This is a genomic window from Glycomyces sp. NPDC048151 (assembly GCF_043202775.1).
Taxonomy (GTDB): Bacteria; Actinomycetota; Actinomycetes; order Mycobacteriales; family Micromonosporaceae; genus Glycomyces.
Map to the genome: position 1 here is coordinate 59,261 of NZ_JBIDBB010000009.1, position 18,610 is coordinate 77,870.

An 18,610-nucleotide genomic window follows, 5' to 3' on the forward strand; every position below is an offset into this window, starting at 1 on the left:
CCTCCGTCGCGTTGGGTCAGGCGGTGGCGGAGATGGCGCTCATGGAGTCGAGGGCGCGGGGCGGGATGCCGGCCTGGACGGCGGCCATGAGCATTTGCGCGAGCCGGTAGTGGGGGCTGGCCTTGAGGGCGAGGGTGAACGCTTCGATCGCGACGACCCCGTTCCCGGTGCGGTAGGCGCACCAGCCGGCGATGGTGAGCGCGGGAGCGAGGAAGTCGTCTTCGAGGTGGCGGGCGACCCACAGCCACAGGTCCGAGGCGGTTTCGCGGTGGGGGTCGGTGTTGCGGAGGGTGTAGTCGCGGACGTCGAGGTCGCTGACCGCCAGACCCAGCGTCGCGATGTCTTCCGGTCGCTCGGGGAGGGTGTCGGCTTCGAGCCAGCGGTCGATGACGGCGAGGTCGTGGCGGCGTTGCTCGGCCCAGTCCAGGTCGGCTTCGGTGTGGAGGGCGTCGTCGATGGCGCGGGTGACGGCGGCGCGCTGCTCGGCGGGCGCGGGAGCGAACAGTTCGGTGATCGCGTTGCGGTCGGTTCGTCTGACCGCCCCGGAGGCGATGAGTTCGGTGCCGATGGCGGAGTTGTCGGTCAACGGTTGTCCTTCGGTCGGGCAGCAGGGGCCGGTGCAGCCGAGGTTGTAGTAGCGGCCGTCGGTGACGCGGAGCTGGTCGAAGATGGTGATATCGCGGAGGTCGAGTTCCATGGCGGCCCGCTGCACGGCCGCGGTGGCGATCGCGTCCTCGCCGTAGGCGATCAGTACGACGGTGTCGGCGTCGTTGTTCTCAAGCTGCTTGGTAAGGGAGGGCAGGTGGTCGAGGTGGTCGACGCTGCCGGGCAGGTCGACGCGGAAGGTGCACTGGAGTTCGCCGCGTTTGAGAGCGACGACGACCAGGGAGTGTTCGGGGGTGAACCCGAGGAGGTAGGGGACGGCCGAGAGCAGGTCGGCGGGGCCGTTGAGCTTGAGTTGAGCGGGAGCGTTCATGGCACATCTCCGAGTAGTCGAGAAGGTTGTTGGAGAGCGGCGCGGGGCGGCCTCTCGGCCGCCCCGCTGGGAGGGTTTAGGCGGCGGCCGGGACGCGGGCCGGGGTGGCGGTGGCCCAGGGGTCTTCGGTGCGGACGGGGAGGTCTTCGCCGTCGGGGGTGCGGACGGCGGCGTTCTCGACGCGGTCCTTGCGGGCGGGGGTGACGGTGGTGAACCGGAGTGAGGCGGCGACGTTGGAGGCGGTGACCTTGAGGTGCGCGAACCCGCCCGACTCGTAGGGGTAGAGGCCGGAGGCGGTGACGATGACGGTGTCGTAGCGTTTGAAGCTGGCGAGGACGTTGTCGGCCAGGGCGCCCCAGCAGGCGATGTCGTAGAACTCGGTCTTGCCGTCGACCCACTTGCCGGAGGTGTCGCGGTAGCGGGGCTTGCGGGCGATCTCGAAGCGGACGCCCTTGCTGCCGCCGGAGGTTTCGAAGCTCTTGGGGTCGTGCTTGATGATCTGGCCTTCGATGATGCAGGTGAGGTCCATCGGATTGACTCCTTGTCGGATGCCGGCTGACGTGGTGGCCGGGGTCCTGCCCCGGGTGGTGTGCCGCTGTGGTGAGACCGCGTTAAGCCCGGCGGGGAAGCGAGGGACGTCAAGGGCGCCCAGCACTTTGTTCGCAGCGACGAAGGAGCGGCCCGGCGAAGAAAGTGCGCCGGTGCCCTTGCGAGCGACGACGAAGGAGGAGCGGTGCGCTCGCGGCCGTCGGGTAGCGTGCTCACACCACAGCTGCACACCCGGGCAGACGCATCGGCCGCGTCAGGCGCACGACAAGGAGCACCTGGGCCGGCTCCGAATTGAGGCTGGTCGCACGCGCACCACGGGCCTCGTCCCCGGTGGCCCTGGGCTAGCTCGGGAAGCGCCGCACCTACAGCAGCGCGCTGTCGCTGTGGGGAGGTGACAAGTCCGTCGCGGCAAGAAAGCCTGTGCGCCCGGCGGAGCGGAGAACACCAGTGCTCTAGAAGCGCGTGTCGGACTCCATCGATGAGCCGCGTCCGTACGGCCAGAGTTCGGCGATCGCTCGCTGGCCGCCCCTCCAGGTCGAGGTCACTCGCAGGCGGCATGTCCCCAGTCGACCGGCGCCCCACAGCCGCCCGAGGTTCGGTCGGAGTCCCGTCCATGTGCATGCGGTGACGGCGATCCTGGCGTCGAGTCGCGGCACCGGCTGTTGCTCAAGCCAGATCACGGCGGTACCCGACCGTGCGGCCCTGGCTGAAGCGCGTTGGAGCTGCCGGGGCGTGAACCCTCGCGTCGAGGCGATCACGACCGGGATGCCTTCGCAGAGGATGCCGAGCGCGTCCAATCGGCTCTCGATGTCGGGGACATCAACGAGAGCGAGCCGGTCCAAGCGGACGCCGGCTGCAACGGCTGCGAGCGGGTACAGCCTCGGCCGATCGAGGACCGCGCACCACAGCCCCGCCGTCGTCGCCGCCGCGACCAGAGAGCACAGCAGGCTCGTCGCACCCCGGTGGTTCACGTCGACGCCGATCTGACCGGCGAGACCGCCGGAAGGCAGCAGCGGCTGGAGTGCTTGGAGAACCGGGTACACCGGGCGCCGTGGCGGGATGCCCGTCACTACGGGCAGTGCACCGGCTCGCAGTTCCGAACCGAGGCGCATCCCCAGCGACTCCGCCAGTTCGGCGGGCGTCGCTCTCGCTGCCGTCCGCGCCACGATAATTCCCAGCCTCTCTCGAACACCCGTTTCAATTGCTGGAGCCTAGTGCTCTGCGAGCGGATTGTCACACTTGTTGTGGCGCAATCTGAAAGCTCTGCCCTGACCCAGATGGGCGTGCGCTTGTCGCTCCACGGACTTTCCGGATCCGGGCAAGGCGATCGACGCGGTGACCGCCGCTGAACTCCTCGGCGCGCTGGCCGACGCCTGCCAAGACTGACCGTCCACAGTGCCCGTCTCGTGACCGGCTGAAGCGGCCGAGCGAACGGTGTGCGCTATCCTGTGGCCTACTCAGGGAGGTGCCATGGCCGAGTCGTCGATTCCGTCGGTGTGGGTCCGCGAGGCCGGGCGGCCGCAGGGGTTGAGCCGGGAGCGGATCGTCGCGGCCGCGCTGGAACTCCTGGACGCGGAGGGCTTGGCGGCGTTGAGCATGCGCTCCCTCGGCAAGCGGCTCGACGCGGGCGCGACCTCGCTGTACCGCCATGTGGCGAACAAGGACGAACTCGTGGAACTCGTCGTCGACGAGGTGTACGCGGAGGTCGACGTCCGGGACCCGTCCGGGCGCTGGCGGGAGGACGCCGCCGAGGCGGCGGGGAGCCTGCGCGCCATGGCGCTGCGCCACCCGTGGGTGGCCGGCGTACTCGGGCAGGTCGGGCTGTCGTACCTGGGGCCGAACCTCGCGCGGGCGTCGAGCCGGATGACCGACCTGCTCACGGCGGCCGGTTTCGATGCGGGCGAGGCCGATCGGGCGATGAGCGCGATCGTGGCCTTCGTGGTCGGCACCGTCACGAGCGAGTCCGCGTGGCTCGCGATGGTGGCGCGCAGCGGCAAGAGCGAGCGCGAGCTCGTCGAGAGCCTGCAGGAGGTCCAGGCGCACCTGAACGAGACCCCCGCCGCGCAGGAGTACGACGACCCGGCCGTCTACCGCGACGACAGCTTCGCGTTCGGGCTCGACCTCATCCTTGACGGACTGGAGGCCCGGTTGCAGCGCAAGGGTTGACCTGCCGCATCCATCTCGGGCGGCGCCTCGGCGCCGCTCTTTTTCTCTGCGCCGGTTCGCATTCGGGACCCCTCCTTGCGCATCTCCCACCTTCATGGGTACAGTGTTCGCATGACGCGCACACTGTGCGCGCGAATTGAGGAGGACCCCATGAACGCTCGCGAAACGACCGCGACCATCGATGCGCCGCAACGGCACCCGCTCGCCGCGCGGCTCCTCGCCGGGACCGGGCGCGTCATCGCCTGGACCGTCGCCGCGCTCACCGTCCTCTTGGGATTCGCGTACTTCGCCGCGCCCGTACCGCTCGGGCCCGCCGAGGACGCCGTGAGCGTCACCGCGATGCTGGTCCCATGGATGACCGCGGTGCTCATCGCATTCGGGCTCATCGGCATCGCGACCGCGGCGCTCACCTGGAAGCGGCGGAAGGCGCTCGCGGCCGCCGGAGCGCTCACCGCGGCGGCCGCCGCACTCATGGTCGTGATGCCCTGGGCCGCAACGTCCCGCGTCGCGGACGTCTCGCTGGCCGCGTCCTTCGACGCCGCGCCGACCACGGCACCCGATGCCACCGAGACCTACGCGACCGTCGACGGCGAAGCGCTCAAGGTCGACGTCTACCTGCCCGAGGACGCCGAGGACCCCGTCCCGACCGTGGTCTACGTGCACGGCGGCGGCTGGTCCGGCGGGTCCCGCGACGAGAGCGCGCCGTGGCAGCGCTGGATCGCCGACCAGGGCTACGCCGTCTACTCCATCGACTACCGGCTCGCGCCGCCGCCGCGCTGGCAGGACGCCGTGGGCGACGTGAAATGCGCGATCGGCTGGGTCCGCGACCACGCCGCGGCGCACGGCGCCGACCCCGCGTCGGTCAACCTCGTCGGCGACTCCGCGGGCGGGCACCTCGCGATGATGGCCGCCTACACCGTAGGCGACCCCGAGTTCGCTCCGTCCTGCGAGGCCGAAGAAGCACCGGTCACCTCGGTGATGACCTGGTTCGCTCCGACCGACCTCACCACGCTCGAAGCCGATTCCGACATGCCCGCCAGCGCCGACGGCTACCTCACCGACTTCCTCGGCGCGACCCTGGAGGACGAGCCGGGCCGCTACGAGACCGCTTCGCCGCTGACGCACGCCGGGAGCGGCCTGCCGCCGACGATGATCGTGCAAGCCGAGGCGGACCGGCTCGTCCCCATGGCGCAGGGCCGCGCTCTGGCCGACGCGCTCACCGGCGCAGGCGTTCCGGTCACCGAGCTGGACCTGCCTTGGGCGCACCACGGGTTCACGGGCCAATGGGGCGGGTGGGCCTCGCAGGCGCTGCGTCCCGCGGTGGCCGCGTTCCTCGAAGCGCACGCCGGATAAGGCATACTGCTTGAAACATCAAGGGCGGCACCGCATCGCGGTGCCGCCCTCATCGTTGCGCGGCCTGAGCCTGTCGGTGTACTCGCCGGGACCGGTGCCGAAGGTCGCGAAACCGGCCCCGGGTCCGCTAGGCGGCTGTAAGCGCCTCGGTGGGCTCAGATTCGGCTGAGTGCTCCTGTTGGAGATCGACATGGACCTCATCGTCCACGTCGGTCCCTGCCTTTGGGTCGTCCTCGATTTCCTCTTCGTCTTCCTCGTCCTCGTCGGCTTCTGACTCGGCGTCCTCCTCGGCGAGGCTGTCGGTGATCGACTGGTGCAGCTGGGTCTCGATCTCGGCGAGTTCGTATCCTTGGCCGGTGAGCAGGTCGAGGTAGGCCATCGCCTCTTCGAAGTCGCCCCAGCGGCCGAACGCGGCTTCCTTCAGGTTCTCCTCGTTGTAGGCCAGCCAGCGGGCGACGGCTGCGCGGGAGAGCCGGTCGACGCTCGCGTTTTCGGGCAGGTCATCGATAGGGCAGCCGGTGAGGGCATCGGCGAACTCGCGGAGCGTGTTGAACGGCATGTTCACCCGGGCAGCGGCAAGCTTGCGCAGGGCGGGCCGGAATAGGCGCTTGGCGCCTTTGACGTTCGCGAAGTGCGCGAGCAGGAAGTCCCGGCGGACGGTCGTGGCGGTCTCCCAGGCCGCACGGCGGACCGCAGCCTCGGCTTCGAGCGCTTCCCGCTCGATCCTTTGCGCCGCATACGTGTTCGGCGCGGGACGCAGGCCGACTGCGGCGGGGTCGGGGCAGTAGAAGACCGGCTTGGGCGTGTAGTCGCGGTTGATGTAGGCCGCGAACCCCGGCTTCGTCTTGACCTCATCGAGGTCGACCGGGTCGCCGGCGGCGTCGACGAGCTGTTCGATGAGGAGGGCCTTCCCGCCTTCCTGCACGAACTGGGGCCGGGTAGTGAGTTTGACGCCGTCGAGCACGAGTCCTGCCTTGAGCCGGTCGAGTGCGTCCTTGGCCTTCTGGCGTGCGCGCTCGTCCGCGATCGCGTGCTGGTAGCCCCAATGCCCGCCGCCCTTCTTCATGATCCGCTCGATCGCTTTGGGGTCATGCGCGAACTCGGTGAGCGCGGCGGCCGAGACCAGGTCGACGCTTCCGGCGTTCGCGGCTTCCTGGATGTGCTCGGGGAGTCCCCGCAGGGTCAGAGACTGCTGGACGCGTTCGATGTCGCGGCCGGCGGCCTGGGCGATGCGCTCGGGCTCCCAGTCCATGAGCGCCAGCTGCTCGTAGGCGCGTGCCTCCTCGGCGAGGGTCAGGCCGTCGCGGTGCAGGTTCTCGATCAGCATCGTCACGACCTGGTCGGCCGCGCCGGGGTCGTCGACGACCACGCACGGCACCGTCTCCAGGCCGACCTGGGTGGCGGCGGCGTGTCGGCGGTGACCGGCCACGATCGTGTGGCGCCCTTCCTCGTCGGCGGGGAGGACGACGAGCGGCTGGATGATGCCGTAGTTCGCCACGGTCTGCGCGAGCGATTCGATGTCGCGTAGTTCGGTGTGCGCGTTGTTCTCGTGCGGGGCGAGCTGCGCGGGCGGGATCTGTATGAGTTCCACGGAAGTCTCCTTCGGTTCGGCCGCCTTCCCGATCGGGTCGGCGGCGCTTGCTGAGGGCCCGGTCCCCAGCCGCGAAGCGGCTACCCTTGGGCCGGCCCAGCAAGCGCCGCCGCGAAACCAGGTAAACCCCGTGGGACTGCGTCCCGCTGGAGCGGGACGGTAGGGGGAGCCTGTGCTTTACGAACGGCGAAATGGCGCGACGGAAGGTAGCCTTTGCAGAATCCCTTCGTCGAGTGGAGCTTGAAATGCAGTTCGACAACGTCCCGGTCCGGGTTGCTTTGCGACCCCCTCGCGCCGTCATCATCTTCGATGGGGGTGAGCACTGGCATTACTGGGCGAGAATGGCTCTGCATTGCGCTACGCGGATGTGGGGTGGGCAAGGCTTCGTCGTCATCCCGCATCACAATGGAGAGGTGCGATCCGGGCTTCTTCCGCTGATTCGCGCATATGACCCCGACTATGTCGTTGCGCTTGAAAAAACCTTTGCTGACCTCGACCAGATTGAGCCAGGATCGATCCCGCTTCCTGAGGAGGAAACGGAGCGACAGCAATACCTCGAGATGATCGGTGATCAATCGTTGCCGGATGCGGCTGGTGAAATTGCACGGAAGGTGGTCACTAACATATGCTGGTCACATCGGCGTAGGGACAGGGATGGAGGATGGGATGATGATGTTCGCTACATCTCTGCTTCGAATTCATGGCAACGATTCACGGCAGTGGAGGATGCCACTAGTAGTCCCGACTGGGGTGAGGTTCACATATCTGCGCCTGGGGACTGGGGTGGTGCCCTCGGAGTCGCGTTCGCCGCTCGATGCGGTGCTTCGCGGCGACCGGTAGCAGGGGCCGAGCCCGAGCTTGATGAGGATCAGACACGTCAGCTCTGGAACTGGCTACTCGGGAACGACTATCGAAAGGTTGACCGGCTCGCGCCGATTGTGCAGGAGATGGCAACCTGGGATTATGAAAAGATTAGTGCGGCAAGTAGCGATACAGAGTTTCCGCTCGTATTTTCAAAAACGTTGAACGGGCTCGTTCAAGTTGGTAAATCAGGAATAATCCGAAGAACCGCGAACCTAGTTCTCGGTGACACTGCTGATGACTTCGCTTTGGCACACATTGCCGAGCGCCTGTACGGCGGATCCGTATGGATGCCGCGAGCTGTGTGGGACCAGGAGTCCGTACGGGCTGGGTTTCACCATCTCCACGTGCTTATCTCCAAGTTGGCTCGTGAACGAAACGCGCTTTCGATCTCCTCTCTCTCAGAATCCGACGAGAGCCTGGAGGGGATGGCAGAATACCTTCGAAACTCAGCGCTCAACGCGATGGTTCCTGAACGCCAACAAGACCTGGCCCAGAGACATAATGACGCAATCAATGTACGACCCGTGATTGCGGATCCTGATTCGGCCATGCGCTGGGCCGTAGCTGAGCAGTTCGACATCGAGTTCCCCGTTGGCGTCCACCGCAGCGATCGAGACAGCATCGAGATGATTGCGGGGCAACGATACCCGGACATCGCCCATCCAGCACTGGTCGGCTGCGACGCGCTCCAGTGGCAGGTCGACGTCTCCTTCGTCCCTCACACGGTGCCCGCAGGCAGGGGAGTCGACGGCCACGATCTGCTCGCCAGCGACGAGCATCGTTATCTCACGTGGGTGCGAAGCGGCCGCGATGGCATCTCCTTCGAGTCTCGGAGATGGGATTTCATCCAGGCAGGCTGGTCCAGGGCATCGAAACTTGCCAACCCAAGGCTTCGCAGGCCGAGCCTCGCGACATGGGCCGATCTTGCCGCAAAGTCGTTCGGAATGTCTATGGCTTACTCGACGGCTGGATCGCGTTTCATGAGTCTGGCACGACTCTGGGGATCGTCCGAAGCCGTAGCATCGACGATGGCTGGCCCGATGCTGAAGGCGCTGAAGGCATTCAACACGCCAGCGAAGATGTCCATAACTGGCTACCCAGACGGCGAAGGCGTCGTTCTCGCCTCAGGCGGGTCGACAAGCCAGCCAAAGGAGGGTTTCCTGCGTTTTAAGGGAATCGCGAAGTTCCATGGCGGCGAGCCCGAGGCCCTGCGAGATGAGGTTGACGCCCTTCTTACGCTCGGCATCCTGATACGCGGTCTCGTTCTCGGTTGCGAACATTGCCGCCGTGTCGCGTTCATTCCGGTTGGCCGGCTCGCGCAGGTCAATCGATGCGTGCGCTGCGACGGATCGAATCCACTCACCGCTTCAAGCTGGAATAGGGACGGGATCGAGCCGACATGGTTCTATGACCTCCACCCCATAGTCCGAGACTTCCTCAATGAAAACGGCGAAGTCCCTGTCCTTCTCTCCCACCATCTCCGGCAGAAGTCGTCCACCTACACCGATGCCCCAGAGATGGAACTCCTCCAGGGGGAGAAGCCCATCGCTGAGGCCGACCTCATTGCACTGAGCGACCGTCGAGTCCTGGTTGCTGAAGCGAAGAGCTCCAACAACTTGGGCTCGAAGAGCGGAGCCAGGCGCGAAGCCGCGCGCAAGCGGGTACAACTTGCGAACACACTGCAGGCGGACGAAATTGTCCTCGCTACTTCACGGGAGGCATGGGAGGCTTCCAGTCTGGATGCGATCAAAGACGCTGTCGGAGACATGACGCCAGCCTGGACTGCACCCCGAATCCGCATCATCACGGCGCTCGGCACCGAAGAAGTCCAAGACGAGTACCTGACTTGATCGAGCCTTCCACACGGGCATGACGGCCGCTGGAGCCTGTGGTCGAAAGTGGCCTTCTGTGGCCAGGTCGCGCAGTCCGTTCAGGCCGCTCGGCGGGCTCCGGCATGCCGGTGGCGGTGCTCATTGCTTCCTGCCGGAGAGCATATGACCGCTTCCCGCAGTCGGAGATGGGACAGCGATCAACCACCGTGGGGCACGACCGCCGGGATGGAAGCCTCGTGCACAGCGTTATCCACCGGACCGGCGGGGATCGAGACTAGGCCAAGCATGGCCATACCGACGAGTGCGGCCTGCTCCAAAGCGGTCGTGTCCTCACTGCCGAGGCCGCTGCTGTAGGCGGCGTCGAACTTGGGGCGGCTCGGGTCGCAGACCGGCGCGGGGTGCTCGGGTCGGAAGACTACGAACCGGTTGGCCGCACCGACGACGAGACTCCCGGAGCAGAGCGACAGGCGGATGTCGCCGTGCGCGTCGGTGACCTCGTGGACGTGCTGCTGGGGGAAGAGCAGGAAGTCGCCGCGGGCGAGGGCGTCGGCCCGGGGGACGAGGAGCCGTCCGGCGTATCCGACATCTTGCAGTGCCGTGGTGGCCTGGTCGGCATCGGCAGCGAGCGCGGCTTCGAGCTGGTCAATGCGCATCCTCGGGTCGTGGAGGACATCGTCGGGGTCGCAAGTGCCGCAGTTGCAGTCGAGGGTGTGGAGTTCGCGCAGCGAGTAGCCCTGACTGCGTTCCCAGGGGGTGATGACGGTGTCGCGGGCGCCGCGGGGGTCGAAGTCGAGGAATTCGAGGAGCGCGCCGTCTTCGCCGAACAGTGCGGTGACACGGGCGGGGTAGTGGAAGGGCCAGACCAGCTCGCGGACGCTGGAAGGGCTGCGCGGGGCGCGCAGCCGAGGCCTGGCCTTGACGATCTCGCCGACAGAGATGGGAGAGAAAGACATGCGGATACTCCATTAGGAAGCAGGGACGGGAACGGGCCGACCAGCGGGTGCTGGTCGGCCCGGATGAGCGATCGGGTTGCGGGTTCGGGTCTTGTGCTCACTCCTCGGTACTGGAGGCGGTGTACGCGCTGAGGTGTTTGCCGATGAGCGCGGCGATGTCCCGGGCGAGGTCGGCAGGGACCCAGTCGAGCTTGATGTCGACCTTGGTTGCCTTGTGGGTGAACCGGAATGAGCCGCGGAGGAGGTCCGGGCCGGTGAACCGGGTGTAGCCCTCGCCGTCGTGCGGGTACGGGCCGGCGCCGGGAAGGAACGCCTCGATTTCGGCGAGCGCCACCGCAAGCGCGGCCTTGCGGTCGCGTTCGGCAGCGAGGGCCGCGTGGACGGCCTGGATGTCTGCGTCGTACTCGGGTGTGAGCAGACGACGCCGGACCTGACCGGCGATGTGCGCTGGTGGGCGGTCTGCGGCGACGGAGGTCTGGGAGGGCTCGATACGGGTGTGCTCGCGGTAGCCGTCCGGGAGGCCGGTAGCGATCACCACGCGCCAGAGCGTGCCGGTGCGTTCGGGGCGGACGACCAGGCGCCGGTCGTCCGAGGCGATCGTAACCACGTACTCATTGGGGTCGCAGCGGACCCAATCATCGGGCAGGTGCTCGACGAGGCCGGCGGCGCAGCGCTCGGCGATCGCGTGGCGCTGTCGCTCTTCCACGATCCAGGAATTGGTCTCGGACATTGGATGCTCCAGACGGGATCAGGACTGCTCGGGCTGCGGCAGGTCGGACGTGGAGTGGACCGGCAGCTCCCACGAGGCGTGGCGGAGCTGGGTGATCAGGTGATCGGTGGCGGACTCGATCTCCTCGCGCCGCATGCGGTCGGGGAGCCGGTTCGAGGCGATGCGCGAGAGGATGAGGACATTCAGCGCGGTCTCGCGTAGAAGGTGCTTGAGCTCGATGGTCTTCCTGGCGGAGGCGAGCGCGGTGATGGCGTTCGCGAGATCGTCGAGCACCCCGGCGGAGCTGGCAGGGTCGTCGCCGTCGCGCAGTTCGGAGCCGATCAAGGAGACGATGCGCTGCACGAGCGGGGCCGGGACGTAGCGGAGTCGAAGATCGGCGGCTTGCCCGTCTTGACTGGGGTGGATCTCGGCGGTGAACGGGCCGGGTCCGTGGCTGTTGGCCGACCCGTATGGGCTGTACAGGTTCCGTTCGCTGGCGGGTAGCTGCGCCAGGAAGTGGTTCAGGACCTTGTCGCGGGCGGCGTTGCGCTCCGCGTCGCGGTCGAGCAGGGCTTTGGTCGCGACAGCGGCCTCAGCCTGGGCGGGGAGGAGCCTGCGGGTGATCTCGGTGGTGACCGCTTCGACGGAACGGCTGGAGCTGGCCGTGATCTCCGGCCTTTCGGGAGGCTCTTCAAGGAGGGTCCAGCCATCCGGCAGCTGCGCCTGCACGCGCAGGCGCACCTTGCCCGCATGCTCGAATCCCCACAGCCACAGTTCACGCTCGCCGTCGGTGATGCTCACGACCGTCTGCGCCTGGTCGGTGCGATGCCATGCGCCTTCCAGGCGCTCGCACAGGCCGTCGGCGAAGCGGTCCGCGCAGTCACGAAGTTTGGCGGTCCCTATGTCGTCGGACATGTTCGACTCCTTCCGGGTTCGGGGTCGCGACCCGTATCGGTCGCGGCCGGATTGACCCGTCCGCCCACCCGGCGGGGAAGGAAGGGACGCGCATGCCTCGCGACGAAGGAGCGAGGACGGTGCGAGCGCAGCGTGCCCGACCGGCCGCCGGGTATCCTGGCGGCGGCAATCCGCGCCAGCGACCAGCGGATACACCCGATCCTGTTGTGAAGTTGTCCCGATGTCACCGGTGTCGGAAGGATGGACGTGGGTGAGGGTCGTGTCGCGCGGGCGACCTGTTAGACGTCTCGCGAGCGAGCGAACCTTAAAGACCGACAGCTACTGGGGGGAGGGCTGGCGACCTCGTTCTCCATGCAGGCCAAGTCCCGTCCGGTTCCCGACCTTGCGATCGAGTAGTCTGACCGTCCCCCATTGATCGAGGAGCCCCCTCCGTGTCGAGCATCGACGAGGCGTCCGGAGCTGTTGGTAGCAACGCCGAGCAGGCGCGTGAACTCGCCGCCAGCATCCAGGCGTCGAAAGAGACCATAGAATCCTTGGCCGGTGCGATGGCAGCGATCGGCCTGGAGACCAGGGCGAGCGAGGCGAATGCCGCGCAGGAGAGCGCCGAGGCGCTCAGCGGCCAAGCCAACGGAATCGCCGATGCTCTTGACGGGCTGCAATCTCAGATCGAGTCCTGGCGCGGTTTACTGGCCTCGCCCCGGGCTGCAGGAGGGAAGCCGAGTGCTGTTCCTGCGACGCTTCCAGCGACACAATCAAAGTCCGGCACTGCGACAGGGTCGGATCATCCCCTTGGCCACGTCACCAAGCCTTCGCTTCCACCAGACTTCGACCGCAAGCCCGATAGAGGCCATACTCCAATCCCGCAACGCGCCAAGCTGTCGAAGCAACTCGACATCCAGTCCGAGAACGATGCTGCGGCGGTGCTCGCTCGCTCGGGCTATCGGATTGAGCAAAATCCGCCACCGAAGCCGAACGGCAAAGAGCCCGACTACCTCATGGAGGGCGACTACTGGGACTGCTACACGCCGCATACCGGCAACCTGGATCAAGTTCGCAGAGCGATCAAGAGCAAGGTCAACCCCAAGGACGGGAAGGTACAGGCGCACCGTATCGTCGTGAATCTGGACGCGGGGCCCGAAGCTGAGCGATCACGGTTTGCGCCGGCTGACATCGAGGGACTCTTGCAACGGAAACCCCTCGAGAACCTCAAGGAACTCAAGGTGATCAAGGACGGTCATGTCCACGATCTGAAACTGAGAGCGTGAACTGAATGTTGTCTGACTACACCTATTACCGTCCTGCCGTTCCGGAGGAGGACCTGTCGACCTACTTCGCAGAGCGGCTGGAGCTGACGCGCGTCGAAGGCGACTCCCCGTTCCCCTTGAAGAGCGACCGATGGTGGGTGCGCACCTACGATCCGGATGAGGACTGGGAGTCTGAGGCCGCCCGCATCGGCGTCGACGTCAACGACATGGTCATGGTGATCTTCGAACCCTCCAAGGGCCTCTCCGCGGAAGAAGAGAACCGAGCCGATCACGACTTGTTCAGTGCGATTGTCGAGCAGCTCAACGAGACTGCCGATCTCGCAGGCCTTCTGGTTTTCGGTGAGGCTGAGGTATTGATCGAACGCGCACCGGGCGGTCGGACGCAGCTCAGCGCCACACTCGCTGACCCTGCTGAGTACAACCGGGATAATCACCTCGCCGCCGTGCTCGCCCAGGGTGAGATCGCCGACCTCGCGGATCTGTGAGCCTCGAGTCCGAAGTCTGAGTTCACGATGGCCTCCTTCCGCCGGAGAAGCCACCCTGTCTCAACGTTATGACCAGGTTCAGGAGGTCGGTTTTTCGTCGAACAGCTGCAGAAGCGGCTGAAAGCGCTCCGTGAGACTCTCAAGCGCGAGGGCGCCCTTTTCGGCTGTCGCGGCTGAAGGCTTCCCGATGACGCCGGTAGAGGTGTATCCGGCCATAGCCAGGACGAGGAGATGTGGTCGTTCCGTCGCCTCAAAATCGCCGTTTCTGAACGAGTCGCGTACCAACTCAGGGTGCTCGCTCAGCAGGATCGAGGTCTCCAGCTCTCCGGCGTGCATATCGCTAACATGGTCGCTTTCCATGCGCGCCGCTGCTCGCGCTGCCTCCCAATCTGACCTGCCTGGGTAAAGACCCATGTTGCGCTGGCCGGCGACGTTCGCCTCCTGGACGAGATTCGACAACATGTAGTTTCCGCCGTGAGCGTTGACGAGGATCAGCTTGTGGATTCCCGACCTGGCGAGGGAAGCGTAAACGTCGTTGATGAGCGCAGCGAGCGTGGTCGCCGAGATTGAGACCGTCCCCGGGCGCTGCGGCATGTTCTCATGTTCATGGGAGCAGGCGATCGTGACCGGTGGCAACTCGAGTAGTCGATATCTGGAGGCGATCCGGTTTGCGATGGTGGCGGCAATGAGCGCGTCGGTCGCTAGCGGAAGGTGATCGCCATGTTGCTCCCAGCTTCCGACCGGCAACAGTGCGATGGGTGGGTTCATCTCGGCGATGTCAGCGGCGGTGATTGACGGCAATTGTGCCACGGGGTATCTCCCTCAACATCGGCGTCAGGTTCCCAGCACTGTGCGAAGGTCTCGCATCTGCTCCAGGGAGCCTAGACGCTGGAACTCGTCGCAAACCCGCTGGAGCACACGAAGAGTACGGTGAGAACGAGTGGTGGCTGCGATGTCAGCGGCTTGCTGCGATATTGACATTGCGATTTCGGTTTCGCGGCAGTGAGCATACGCCAGCGCCAAGCGCGCCAGGCACAGGCCGAGATCCCTTCTACGCGTCGGGTCCCAATCCTGCAGGCCACTCTCGAGAATCGGAATCGCCTCGGCTGCGAACCCAAGGTCCACCAGGCACGACGCGGACTCCATGGTCAGGAATTCAAGCGTGCAATACCCGGTTAGGTCGCTCAGTTCCGGAGAGTCATGCAGCAGCAGGGTACGAGCGCGTTCTGCATCGCGCAGTGCCGCTGCAGAATCCCCGAGAGCGGCATGAGCATGAGCGCGCTGACGTAGCGCTAGGACATGGAGCGCTTCCGATTGGCTCCGGGCCGTCTGCCACGCGGCATCAGCGAGCGCGATGGCGAGCTTGGCGTCGCCTCGGTCGGTGGCGATGTTGCTTTGCCGCATGAGGATGTACGACTCGAGTTCACGGTTGCTGCTGATCCGCGCAGCATCGAGAGCGCTCTTGGTCCAAGCCGCGGCAGCCGGGAGATCTCCAGCATCTTGAGCCAGCCATCCCCCCAGCTCAGCGTGACGGGCGGCTGCGTAGGTGACTTGCTTGAAGTCGGTCCCACGGGCGCTGTCCAGGAATGACTCAATGACTCTGAAGTGAGAGGTTACGAGGCCTCGAAGTGGATGCGGGCCGATTCTGTTGTCAGCTGCCGCCCAGCTAGCCAACGGTCCGAGCAGTAGCTCGTCAAGATCGCTAGTGGTTCCGAGCGAGTCCAGCGGCAGCGGTGTGCCATCAGGGAGCTCGAACATTGAACCCGGGGATGTGGTCTCGACCTCCGGAATCTCGGACTGGTGTGAGCGGGAGATGAGCTTGGCGAAGAGGTATTCCAGTTCGGGCGCTGGATGCACATCCGCCGGTATGGGCACGAGGTGATTCGGAGTTGGGACTGAGGGCTGGGAGTCCTCGTTCAGCAGGCGGTCCAACACTTCGAGACTGATTTCGAGCGCTCTGGCAATCGAGGGACGAAGCCGGGGGCTGGGAGTGCTAATCCCATGCTCCCAGTTCCGGACTGAACGGGAGGTGGAGCCAACTGCTCTGGCAAGTGATTCCTGACTGTGCCCGACGAGCGTGCGCCGCTTGACCAGTGCGGTGCGTTCCTCGGACATTGGCGCTCCATAGGCTTTCAGACCAGGCAGAGTTCGATCGTAGCGCAGGGAGAGTCGGAAGGACTTCCGCATAGTTTCCGGCAACCTTCCGAAGGAATGCCTTGTGGCAAGTACCCGTAGTGACGTTCCATATCGGTCAAGCAAGTCAGTCCAAAGCTGGCCTCCACCGCCAGAGGCAGCCGTAACCAACTTCGTTCGGATGTGCGCCTTGAGGCTACGCGTTAGATAGCAGGGCCCAGGGCATCGACAACTTGATTCAGGGCTGCGAGATCGGAACGGTGCTGACAGCGCCAGCCGGTCGAGAGGGGTTACTGGCTGACGCGCCCCGCCGCAAATGCGGCCCATGGTCCGCCCGCTTCTGACGTTGGTCACGAAGACGGTGGGGCGGGCGGGCCACCTCGAAAACTGCAGACGTGTTCGTATCCACGGCCGCACACAAGACGGCGGCCCACGCCAGATCGGGAACTTTTTGCGGAGATCCGTCCTGGCGTGGGCCGCTCAGCGGCCACGGGAGAAATTGGCCTTCTCTCATGACCTTGACCCAATCCTACGTCGATCTCGGCGTCGCCCTGATCGACATCGACCTGCACCAGCCGTACCGGACCGTGTTCGGTCTGTGGCGCTGCGAGTGGTGCGCCGAGCGCTGCAAACGCGCTGGCTGCGAGATTCGCCGCGAAGCGCTGTCCTACTTCCAAAGACGTGCCGACGAGCGCGACCGCGACAAGTACACCGCTCAGCCGTACGCCGGTCTGTTCTCCGACACTGAGCTCCACACCGTCGTCGGTCGCTCTCCGGTGCCGAGGGCACCGATCCCTGCGCAGCGCCCGCCGTCGCCGATTGAGCAGCGGCCGCCGCGGGCCCACCGCCGCAAACGACGAGACGCATCTCGGCCCCGTGCCGATCGCCGCCGCGAGTCTCCGGCGGGGGTGGGCGCATGAGCGGCGAGAACGAACCCGTGGCGAAGGTGGTCCTCGTCTCGGGTGGCCCGGAAGACCGGATGCGCCTGCGTTACATCGCGTTCCCCGGTCTAGACCACGTCCTCCTAGCGGACGCCGACGCCGACGACGCCCTGGTCGGCGCGATCAACGGCCTCGCCGGGGGCGACTACCCGTGCGTCGCGTTCGAGTCGGCCTACTTCAAGAGGCTCGCCCACTACCGCCGGGAGATCCGCGGCACCGCGCAACGCCACTACCGGAACACGATGCGGGCGAGGTCGATCCGATGAACCAGATCGGTGCCGTGATCGCTCCCTCGACCGAGACGGTCACGATCGGTGAAGGCGACCGGGAGCGGCAAGTACGCCTGCGGGTGTTCGCCGGAGACGGCCTGGTGACGGTCTCCACGACCGGCGGCGAGCCGCAGTTCGCCGGGACGGTCTCAGCCCTGCACTTGCGTCGCCCGCAGTTCCGGGTCGAGACCGAGTTCGCCCCCGCGTTCACCACCGACGAGCGCCGCGACGTGCGCGAGGCCGCCTATGCCGCATACGAGGCAGCGATGGCAGCCCTCAAAGCAGCGGCACCGGCCGAGCCTGCGCCGCCGCTGATCCTCGCGCCAGGGAAGGACTCGACGGTCCTCACCGTCGACGGGCTCCGCATCGCGTTCACGCCCGACACAGCGCACCGAGCGGTCTCGCTTCACACCGCGGTCGGCTCCCCTCGCTACATCGGCCAGGCCCGCCGCGTCGGTGATGCCGGCGATGCCGAGACCGAGCTGTGGCTCAAGTCCGTGTACTGGGCCGCGCGCTTCGGCGGTTCGGACCTCTCACAGGAGATCAAGGAGGCCGCCGGGAACGTGTGGCGGTCCTCTAGGGACACGCAGAGGAAGGTGCCGCATGAGTGAGACCGCGACCCCCGAGGCCGGACCGGAACACGAAACCCGGGGGCTGAACATCGGCGAGTTCCACCTCGACACCGCCAGCGGTGGCGGGTGGACGTACCGGATGTACCTCCACGACGACAACGCGGTGAAGGTCAACCGCGTCTATCCCGACCCCGAACGGGGCCAGGGCATCGCCGAGGCGACACGCCTCGACAGGTACGACGAGCACCGCACGAAGTTCACCTTCCCGGCCGCCTGGGCAGCGAACGGCAACGCCGACCTCGCTGAGACCGCCATAGTCAACGCCTACCGCCGCGCTCTCAGGGTGACCGCGTCGATCCGTTTCGGGGACTTCGTGTTCGTCATGTCCACCGAGGCGAGATCGGGCGTCGTCCGTGTCGTGGACGAGCAGGACGGCACCGAACCGCGGTGGGTCGCCACCCTGACGGCGCTGCACAAGGACTACATGCAGGTCCAAATCTCCACCAGCCCGGTCTACAAGGACGTGTTCGGCGCCGACGTCATCGGGGAGACGGGCCAGGCGGCCCGGTACCGGCTCGCGCGCGCCGCCTCCACGCTCGCCCGGTCGGCCCACCGCTGGTGCCCGGCCGCGCTGCCGAACCAGGCGAACCGGAGGGGTCCCGATGCATGACGACGCTGACCTGGTCGGCGAGTTCACCCGCGACCAGTACGTCTTCACCCTCCGCCGTGACGGCGAGGTCCACCGGGTCGAGGCCCGCGAGGGCGACTCGGTCCCGATCCCGGTCTGCCACATCTACAACCCGTACACCTCCCCGGGCTGGCTCTCGGGCTGGTTCCTGGACTGGTGGCGGCCCTGGATCGAACTACAGGCCCAGCGGGTCATCGCTGAGGCCGCGGCCGCCGGAAGCGACCGCGAGCCGGACGCCTCGACACAACCAGACCACATACCGCGGTAGCGACCCCGCGACGCGATCACCGGGCCAGGTCTCCCACGCCCGGAAGGTCATCGCGAATTCCGCTACCGGCCACCCGTCACC

At 66.4% G+C, this 18,610-nt stretch carries 19 protein-coding genes; 10 read left to right on the forward strand and 9 right to left on the reverse strand.

Going from position 1 to position 18,610, the window contains the following annotated elements; genetic code table 11:
• Nucleotides 1–16: 16 nt before the first annotated feature.
• The 3 genes from ACGGCP_RS21555 to ACGGCP_RS21565 form a co-directional block, all read right to left on the reverse strand.
• Nucleotides 17–976 carry a DUF4192 domain-containing protein gene (locus tag ACGGCP_RS21555; RefSeq protein ID WP_392968875.1) on the reverse strand — a complete coding sequence of 320 codons (960 nt, stop codon included), beginning with the start codon at nucleotides 974–976 and terminating at the stop codon, nucleotides 17–19.
• A gap of 76 nt (nucleotides 977–1,052) precedes the next feature.
• A complete protein-coding gene (locus tag ACGGCP_RS21560) occupies nucleotides 1,053–1,505 on the reverse strand; it encodes a single-stranded DNA-binding protein (protein ID WP_392968878.1) in 453 nt (150 codons plus the stop codon).
• Between the two features lie 472 nt (nucleotides 1,506–1,977).
• Nucleotides 1,978–2,691, reverse strand: a complete 714-nt coding sequence (locus ACGGCP_RS21565) for a hypothetical protein (protein WP_392968881.1) — start codon at nucleotides 2,689–2,691, stop codon at nucleotides 1,978–1,980.
• 304 nt (nucleotides 2,692–2,995) lie between these two features.
• Here ACGGCP_RS21565 and ACGGCP_RS21570 point away from each other — a divergent pair, with 304 nt between their 5' ends.
• Both ACGGCP_RS21570 and ACGGCP_RS21575 read left to right on the forward strand, forming a co-directional pair.
• A complete protein-coding gene (locus ACGGCP_RS21570) occupies nucleotides 2,996–3,691 on the forward strand; it encodes a TetR/AcrR family transcriptional regulator (RefSeq protein WP_392968884.1) in 696 nt (231 codons plus the stop codon).
• A gap of 150 nt (nucleotides 3,692–3,841) precedes the next feature.
• Nucleotides 3,842–5,044, forward strand: a complete 1,203-nt coding sequence (locus ACGGCP_RS21575) for an alpha/beta hydrolase fold domain-containing protein (RefSeq protein WP_392968887.1) — start codon at nucleotides 3,842–3,844, stop codon at nucleotides 5,042–5,044.
• A 127-nt stretch (nucleotides 5,045–5,171) separates the two neighbouring features.
• Here ACGGCP_RS21575 and ACGGCP_RS21580 read toward each other — a convergent pair whose 3' ends face one another.
• A complete protein-coding gene (locus tag ACGGCP_RS21580; protein ID WP_392968889.1) occupies nucleotides 5,172–6,635 on the reverse strand; it encodes a ParB/RepB/Spo0J family partition protein in 1,464 nt (487 codons plus the stop codon).
• A 245-nt stretch (nucleotides 6,636–6,880) separates the two neighbouring features.
• Between ACGGCP_RS21580 and ACGGCP_RS21585 the strand changes: the two genes are divergently transcribed.
• Entirely contained in the window at nucleotides 6,881–9,349 is a 2,469-nt protein-coding gene (locus ACGGCP_RS21585) for a hypothetical protein (RefSeq protein WP_392968892.1), read from the forward strand.
• 179 nt (nucleotides 9,350–9,528) lie between these two features.
• On the opposite strand, the gene ACGGCP_RS21590 is transcribed toward ACGGCP_RS21585, so the two are convergent.
• The 3 genes from ACGGCP_RS21590 to ACGGCP_RS21600 all read right to left on the reverse strand — a co-directional run bounded on the left by ACGGCP_RS21590 (nucleotide 9,529) and on the right by ACGGCP_RS21600 (nucleotide 11,908).
• The gene (locus ACGGCP_RS21590) at nucleotides 9,529–10,284 is read right to left on the reverse strand and encodes a hypothetical protein (RefSeq protein WP_392968895.1); all 756 of its coding nucleotides are present in this window, start codon (nucleotides 10,282–10,284) and stop codon (nucleotides 9,529–9,531) included.
• Nucleotides 10,285–10,381: 97 nt separating this feature from the next.
• Complete coding sequence (locus tag ACGGCP_RS21595) at nucleotides 10,382–11,014, reverse strand: hypothetical protein (protein ID WP_392968898.1); 633 nt, start codon at nucleotides 11,012–11,014, stop codon at nucleotides 10,382–10,384.
• Nucleotides 11,015–11,032: 18 nt separating this feature from the next.
• On the reverse strand, nucleotides 11,033–11,908 hold the full coding sequence (locus ACGGCP_RS21600) for a hypothetical protein (RefSeq protein ID WP_392968901.1): 876 nt from the start codon (nucleotides 11,906–11,908) through the stop codon (nucleotides 11,033–11,035).
• A 431-nt stretch (nucleotides 11,909–12,339) separates the two neighbouring features.
• On the opposite strand from ACGGCP_RS21600, the gene ACGGCP_RS21605 reads away from it, so the two are divergent.
• The gene (locus tag ACGGCP_RS21605; RefSeq protein ID WP_392968904.1) at nucleotides 12,340–13,173 is read left to right on the forward strand and encodes a hypothetical protein; all 834 of its coding nucleotides are present in this window, start codon (nucleotides 12,340–12,342) and stop codon (nucleotides 13,171–13,173) included.
• Nucleotides 13,174–13,178: 5 nt separating this feature from the next.
• A complete protein-coding gene (locus tag ACGGCP_RS21610) occupies nucleotides 13,179–13,658 on the forward strand; it encodes a hypothetical protein (protein ID WP_392968907.1) in 480 nt (159 codons plus the stop codon).
• A 78-nt stretch (nucleotides 13,659–13,736) separates the two neighbouring features.
• Here the strand turns inward: ACGGCP_RS21610 and ACGGCP_RS21615 are convergent, their stop codons facing one another.
• The gene (locus ACGGCP_RS21615) at nucleotides 13,737–14,468 is read right to left on the reverse strand and encodes a creatininase family protein (protein ID WP_392968910.1); all 732 of its coding nucleotides are present in this window, start codon (nucleotides 14,466–14,468) and stop codon (nucleotides 13,737–13,739) included.
• Nucleotides 14,469–14,492: 24 nt separating this feature from the next.
• Nucleotides 14,493–15,773 carry a helix-turn-helix transcriptional regulator gene (locus ACGGCP_RS21620; protein ID WP_392968913.1) on the reverse strand — a complete coding sequence of 427 codons (1,281 nt, stop codon included), beginning with the start codon at nucleotides 15,771–15,773 and terminating at the stop codon, nucleotides 14,493–14,495.
• Between the two features lie 530 nt (nucleotides 15,774–16,303).
• Here ACGGCP_RS21620 and ACGGCP_RS21625 point away from each other — a divergent pair.
• From ACGGCP_RS21625 to ACGGCP_RS21645, 5 genes are read left to right on the forward strand one after another with little or no spacing between them, the layout of a single operon-like run.
• Nucleotides 16,304–16,711, forward strand: coding sequence for a hypothetical protein (locus ACGGCP_RS21625; RefSeq protein WP_392968916.1), 408 nt, complete (start codon nucleotides 16,304–16,306; stop codon nucleotides 16,709–16,711).
• On the forward strand, nucleotides 16,708–16,998 hold the full coding sequence (locus ACGGCP_RS21630) for a hypothetical protein (protein WP_392968919.1): 291 nt from the start codon (nucleotides 16,708–16,710) through the stop codon (nucleotides 16,996–16,998). The genes ACGGCP_RS21625 and ACGGCP_RS21630 overlap by 4 nt, the downstream gene beginning before the upstream one ends.
• Nucleotides 16,995–17,612, forward strand: a complete 618-nt coding sequence (locus ACGGCP_RS21635) for a hypothetical protein (protein ID WP_392968922.1) — start codon at nucleotides 16,995–16,997, stop codon at nucleotides 17,610–17,612. The genes ACGGCP_RS21630 and ACGGCP_RS21635 overlap by 4 nt, the downstream gene beginning before the upstream one ends.
• A complete protein-coding gene (locus ACGGCP_RS21640; RefSeq protein WP_392968925.1) occupies nucleotides 17,605–18,243 on the forward strand; it encodes a hypothetical protein in 639 nt (212 codons plus the stop codon). The genes ACGGCP_RS21635 and ACGGCP_RS21640 overlap by 8 nt, the downstream gene beginning before the upstream one ends.
• A complete protein-coding gene (locus ACGGCP_RS21645) occupies nucleotides 18,236–18,529 on the forward strand; it encodes a hypothetical protein (protein ID WP_392968928.1) in 294 nt (97 codons plus the stop codon). The genes ACGGCP_RS21640 and ACGGCP_RS21645 overlap by 8 nt, the downstream gene beginning before the upstream one ends.
• Nucleotides 18,530–18,610 lie beyond the last annotated feature (81 nt).

What these genes read in the sequence shown, in the direction of transcription:
- ACGGCP_RS21610 (WP_392968907.1), top strand. Translation starts at nt 13,179, where the DNA reads ATGTTGTCTGACTACACCTATTACCGTCCTGCCGTTCCGGAGGAGGAC.
- ACGGCP_RS21570 (WP_392968884.1), top strand. Translation starts at nt 2,996, where the DNA reads ATGGCCGAGTCGTCGATTCCGTCGGTGTGGGTCCGCGAGGCCGGGCGG.
- ACGGCP_RS21585 (WP_392968892.1), top strand. Translation starts at nt 6,881, where the DNA reads ATGCAGTTCGACAACGTCCCGGTCCGGGTTGCTTTGCGACCCCCTCGC.
- ACGGCP_RS21640 (WP_392968925.1), top strand. Translation starts at nt 17,605, where the DNA reads ATGAGTGAGACCGCGACCCCCGAGGCCGGACCGGAACACGAAACCCGG.
- ACGGCP_RS21595 (WP_392968898.1), bottom strand. Translation starts at nt 11,014, where the DNA reads ATGTCCGAGACCAATTCCTGGATCGTGGAAGAGCGACAGCGCCACGCG.
- ACGGCP_RS21555 (WP_392968875.1), bottom strand. Translation starts at nt 976, where the DNA reads ATGAACGCTCCCGCTCAACTCAAGCTCAACGGCCCCGCCGACCTGCTC.
- ACGGCP_RS21620 (WP_392968913.1), bottom strand. Translation starts at nt 15,773, where the DNA reads ATGTCCGAGGAACGCACCGCACTGGTCAAGCGGCGCACGCTCGTCGGG.
- ACGGCP_RS21590 (WP_392968895.1), bottom strand. Translation starts at nt 10,284, where the DNA reads ATGTCTTTCTCTCCCATCTCTGTCGGCGAGATCGTCAAGGCCAGGCCT.
- ACGGCP_RS21560 (WP_392968878.1), bottom strand. Translation starts at nt 1,505, where the DNA reads ATGGACCTCACCTGCATCATCGAAGGCCAGATCATCAAGCACGACCCC.
- ACGGCP_RS21625 (WP_392968916.1), top strand. Translation starts at nt 16,304, where the DNA reads ATGACCTTGACCCAATCCTACGTCGATCTCGGCGTCGCCCTGATCGAC.
- ACGGCP_RS21600 (WP_392968901.1), bottom strand. Translation starts at nt 11,908, where the DNA reads ATGTCCGACGACATAGGGACCGCCAAACTTCGTGACTGCGCGGACCGC.
- ACGGCP_RS21630 (WP_392968919.1), top strand. Translation starts at nt 16,708, where the DNA reads ATGAGCGGCGAGAACGAACCCGTGGCGAAGGTGGTCCTCGTCTCGGGT.
- ACGGCP_RS21645 (WP_392968928.1), top strand. Translation starts at nt 18,236, where the DNA reads ATGCATGACGACGCTGACCTGGTCGGCGAGTTCACCCGCGACCAGTAC.
- ACGGCP_RS21575 (WP_392968887.1), top strand. Translation starts at nt 3,842, where the DNA reads ATGAACGCTCGCGAAACGACCGCGACCATCGATGCGCCGCAACGGCAC.
- ACGGCP_RS21635 (WP_392968922.1), top strand. Translation starts at nt 16,995, where the DNA reads ATGAACCAGATCGGTGCCGTGATCGCTCCCTCGACCGAGACGGTCACG.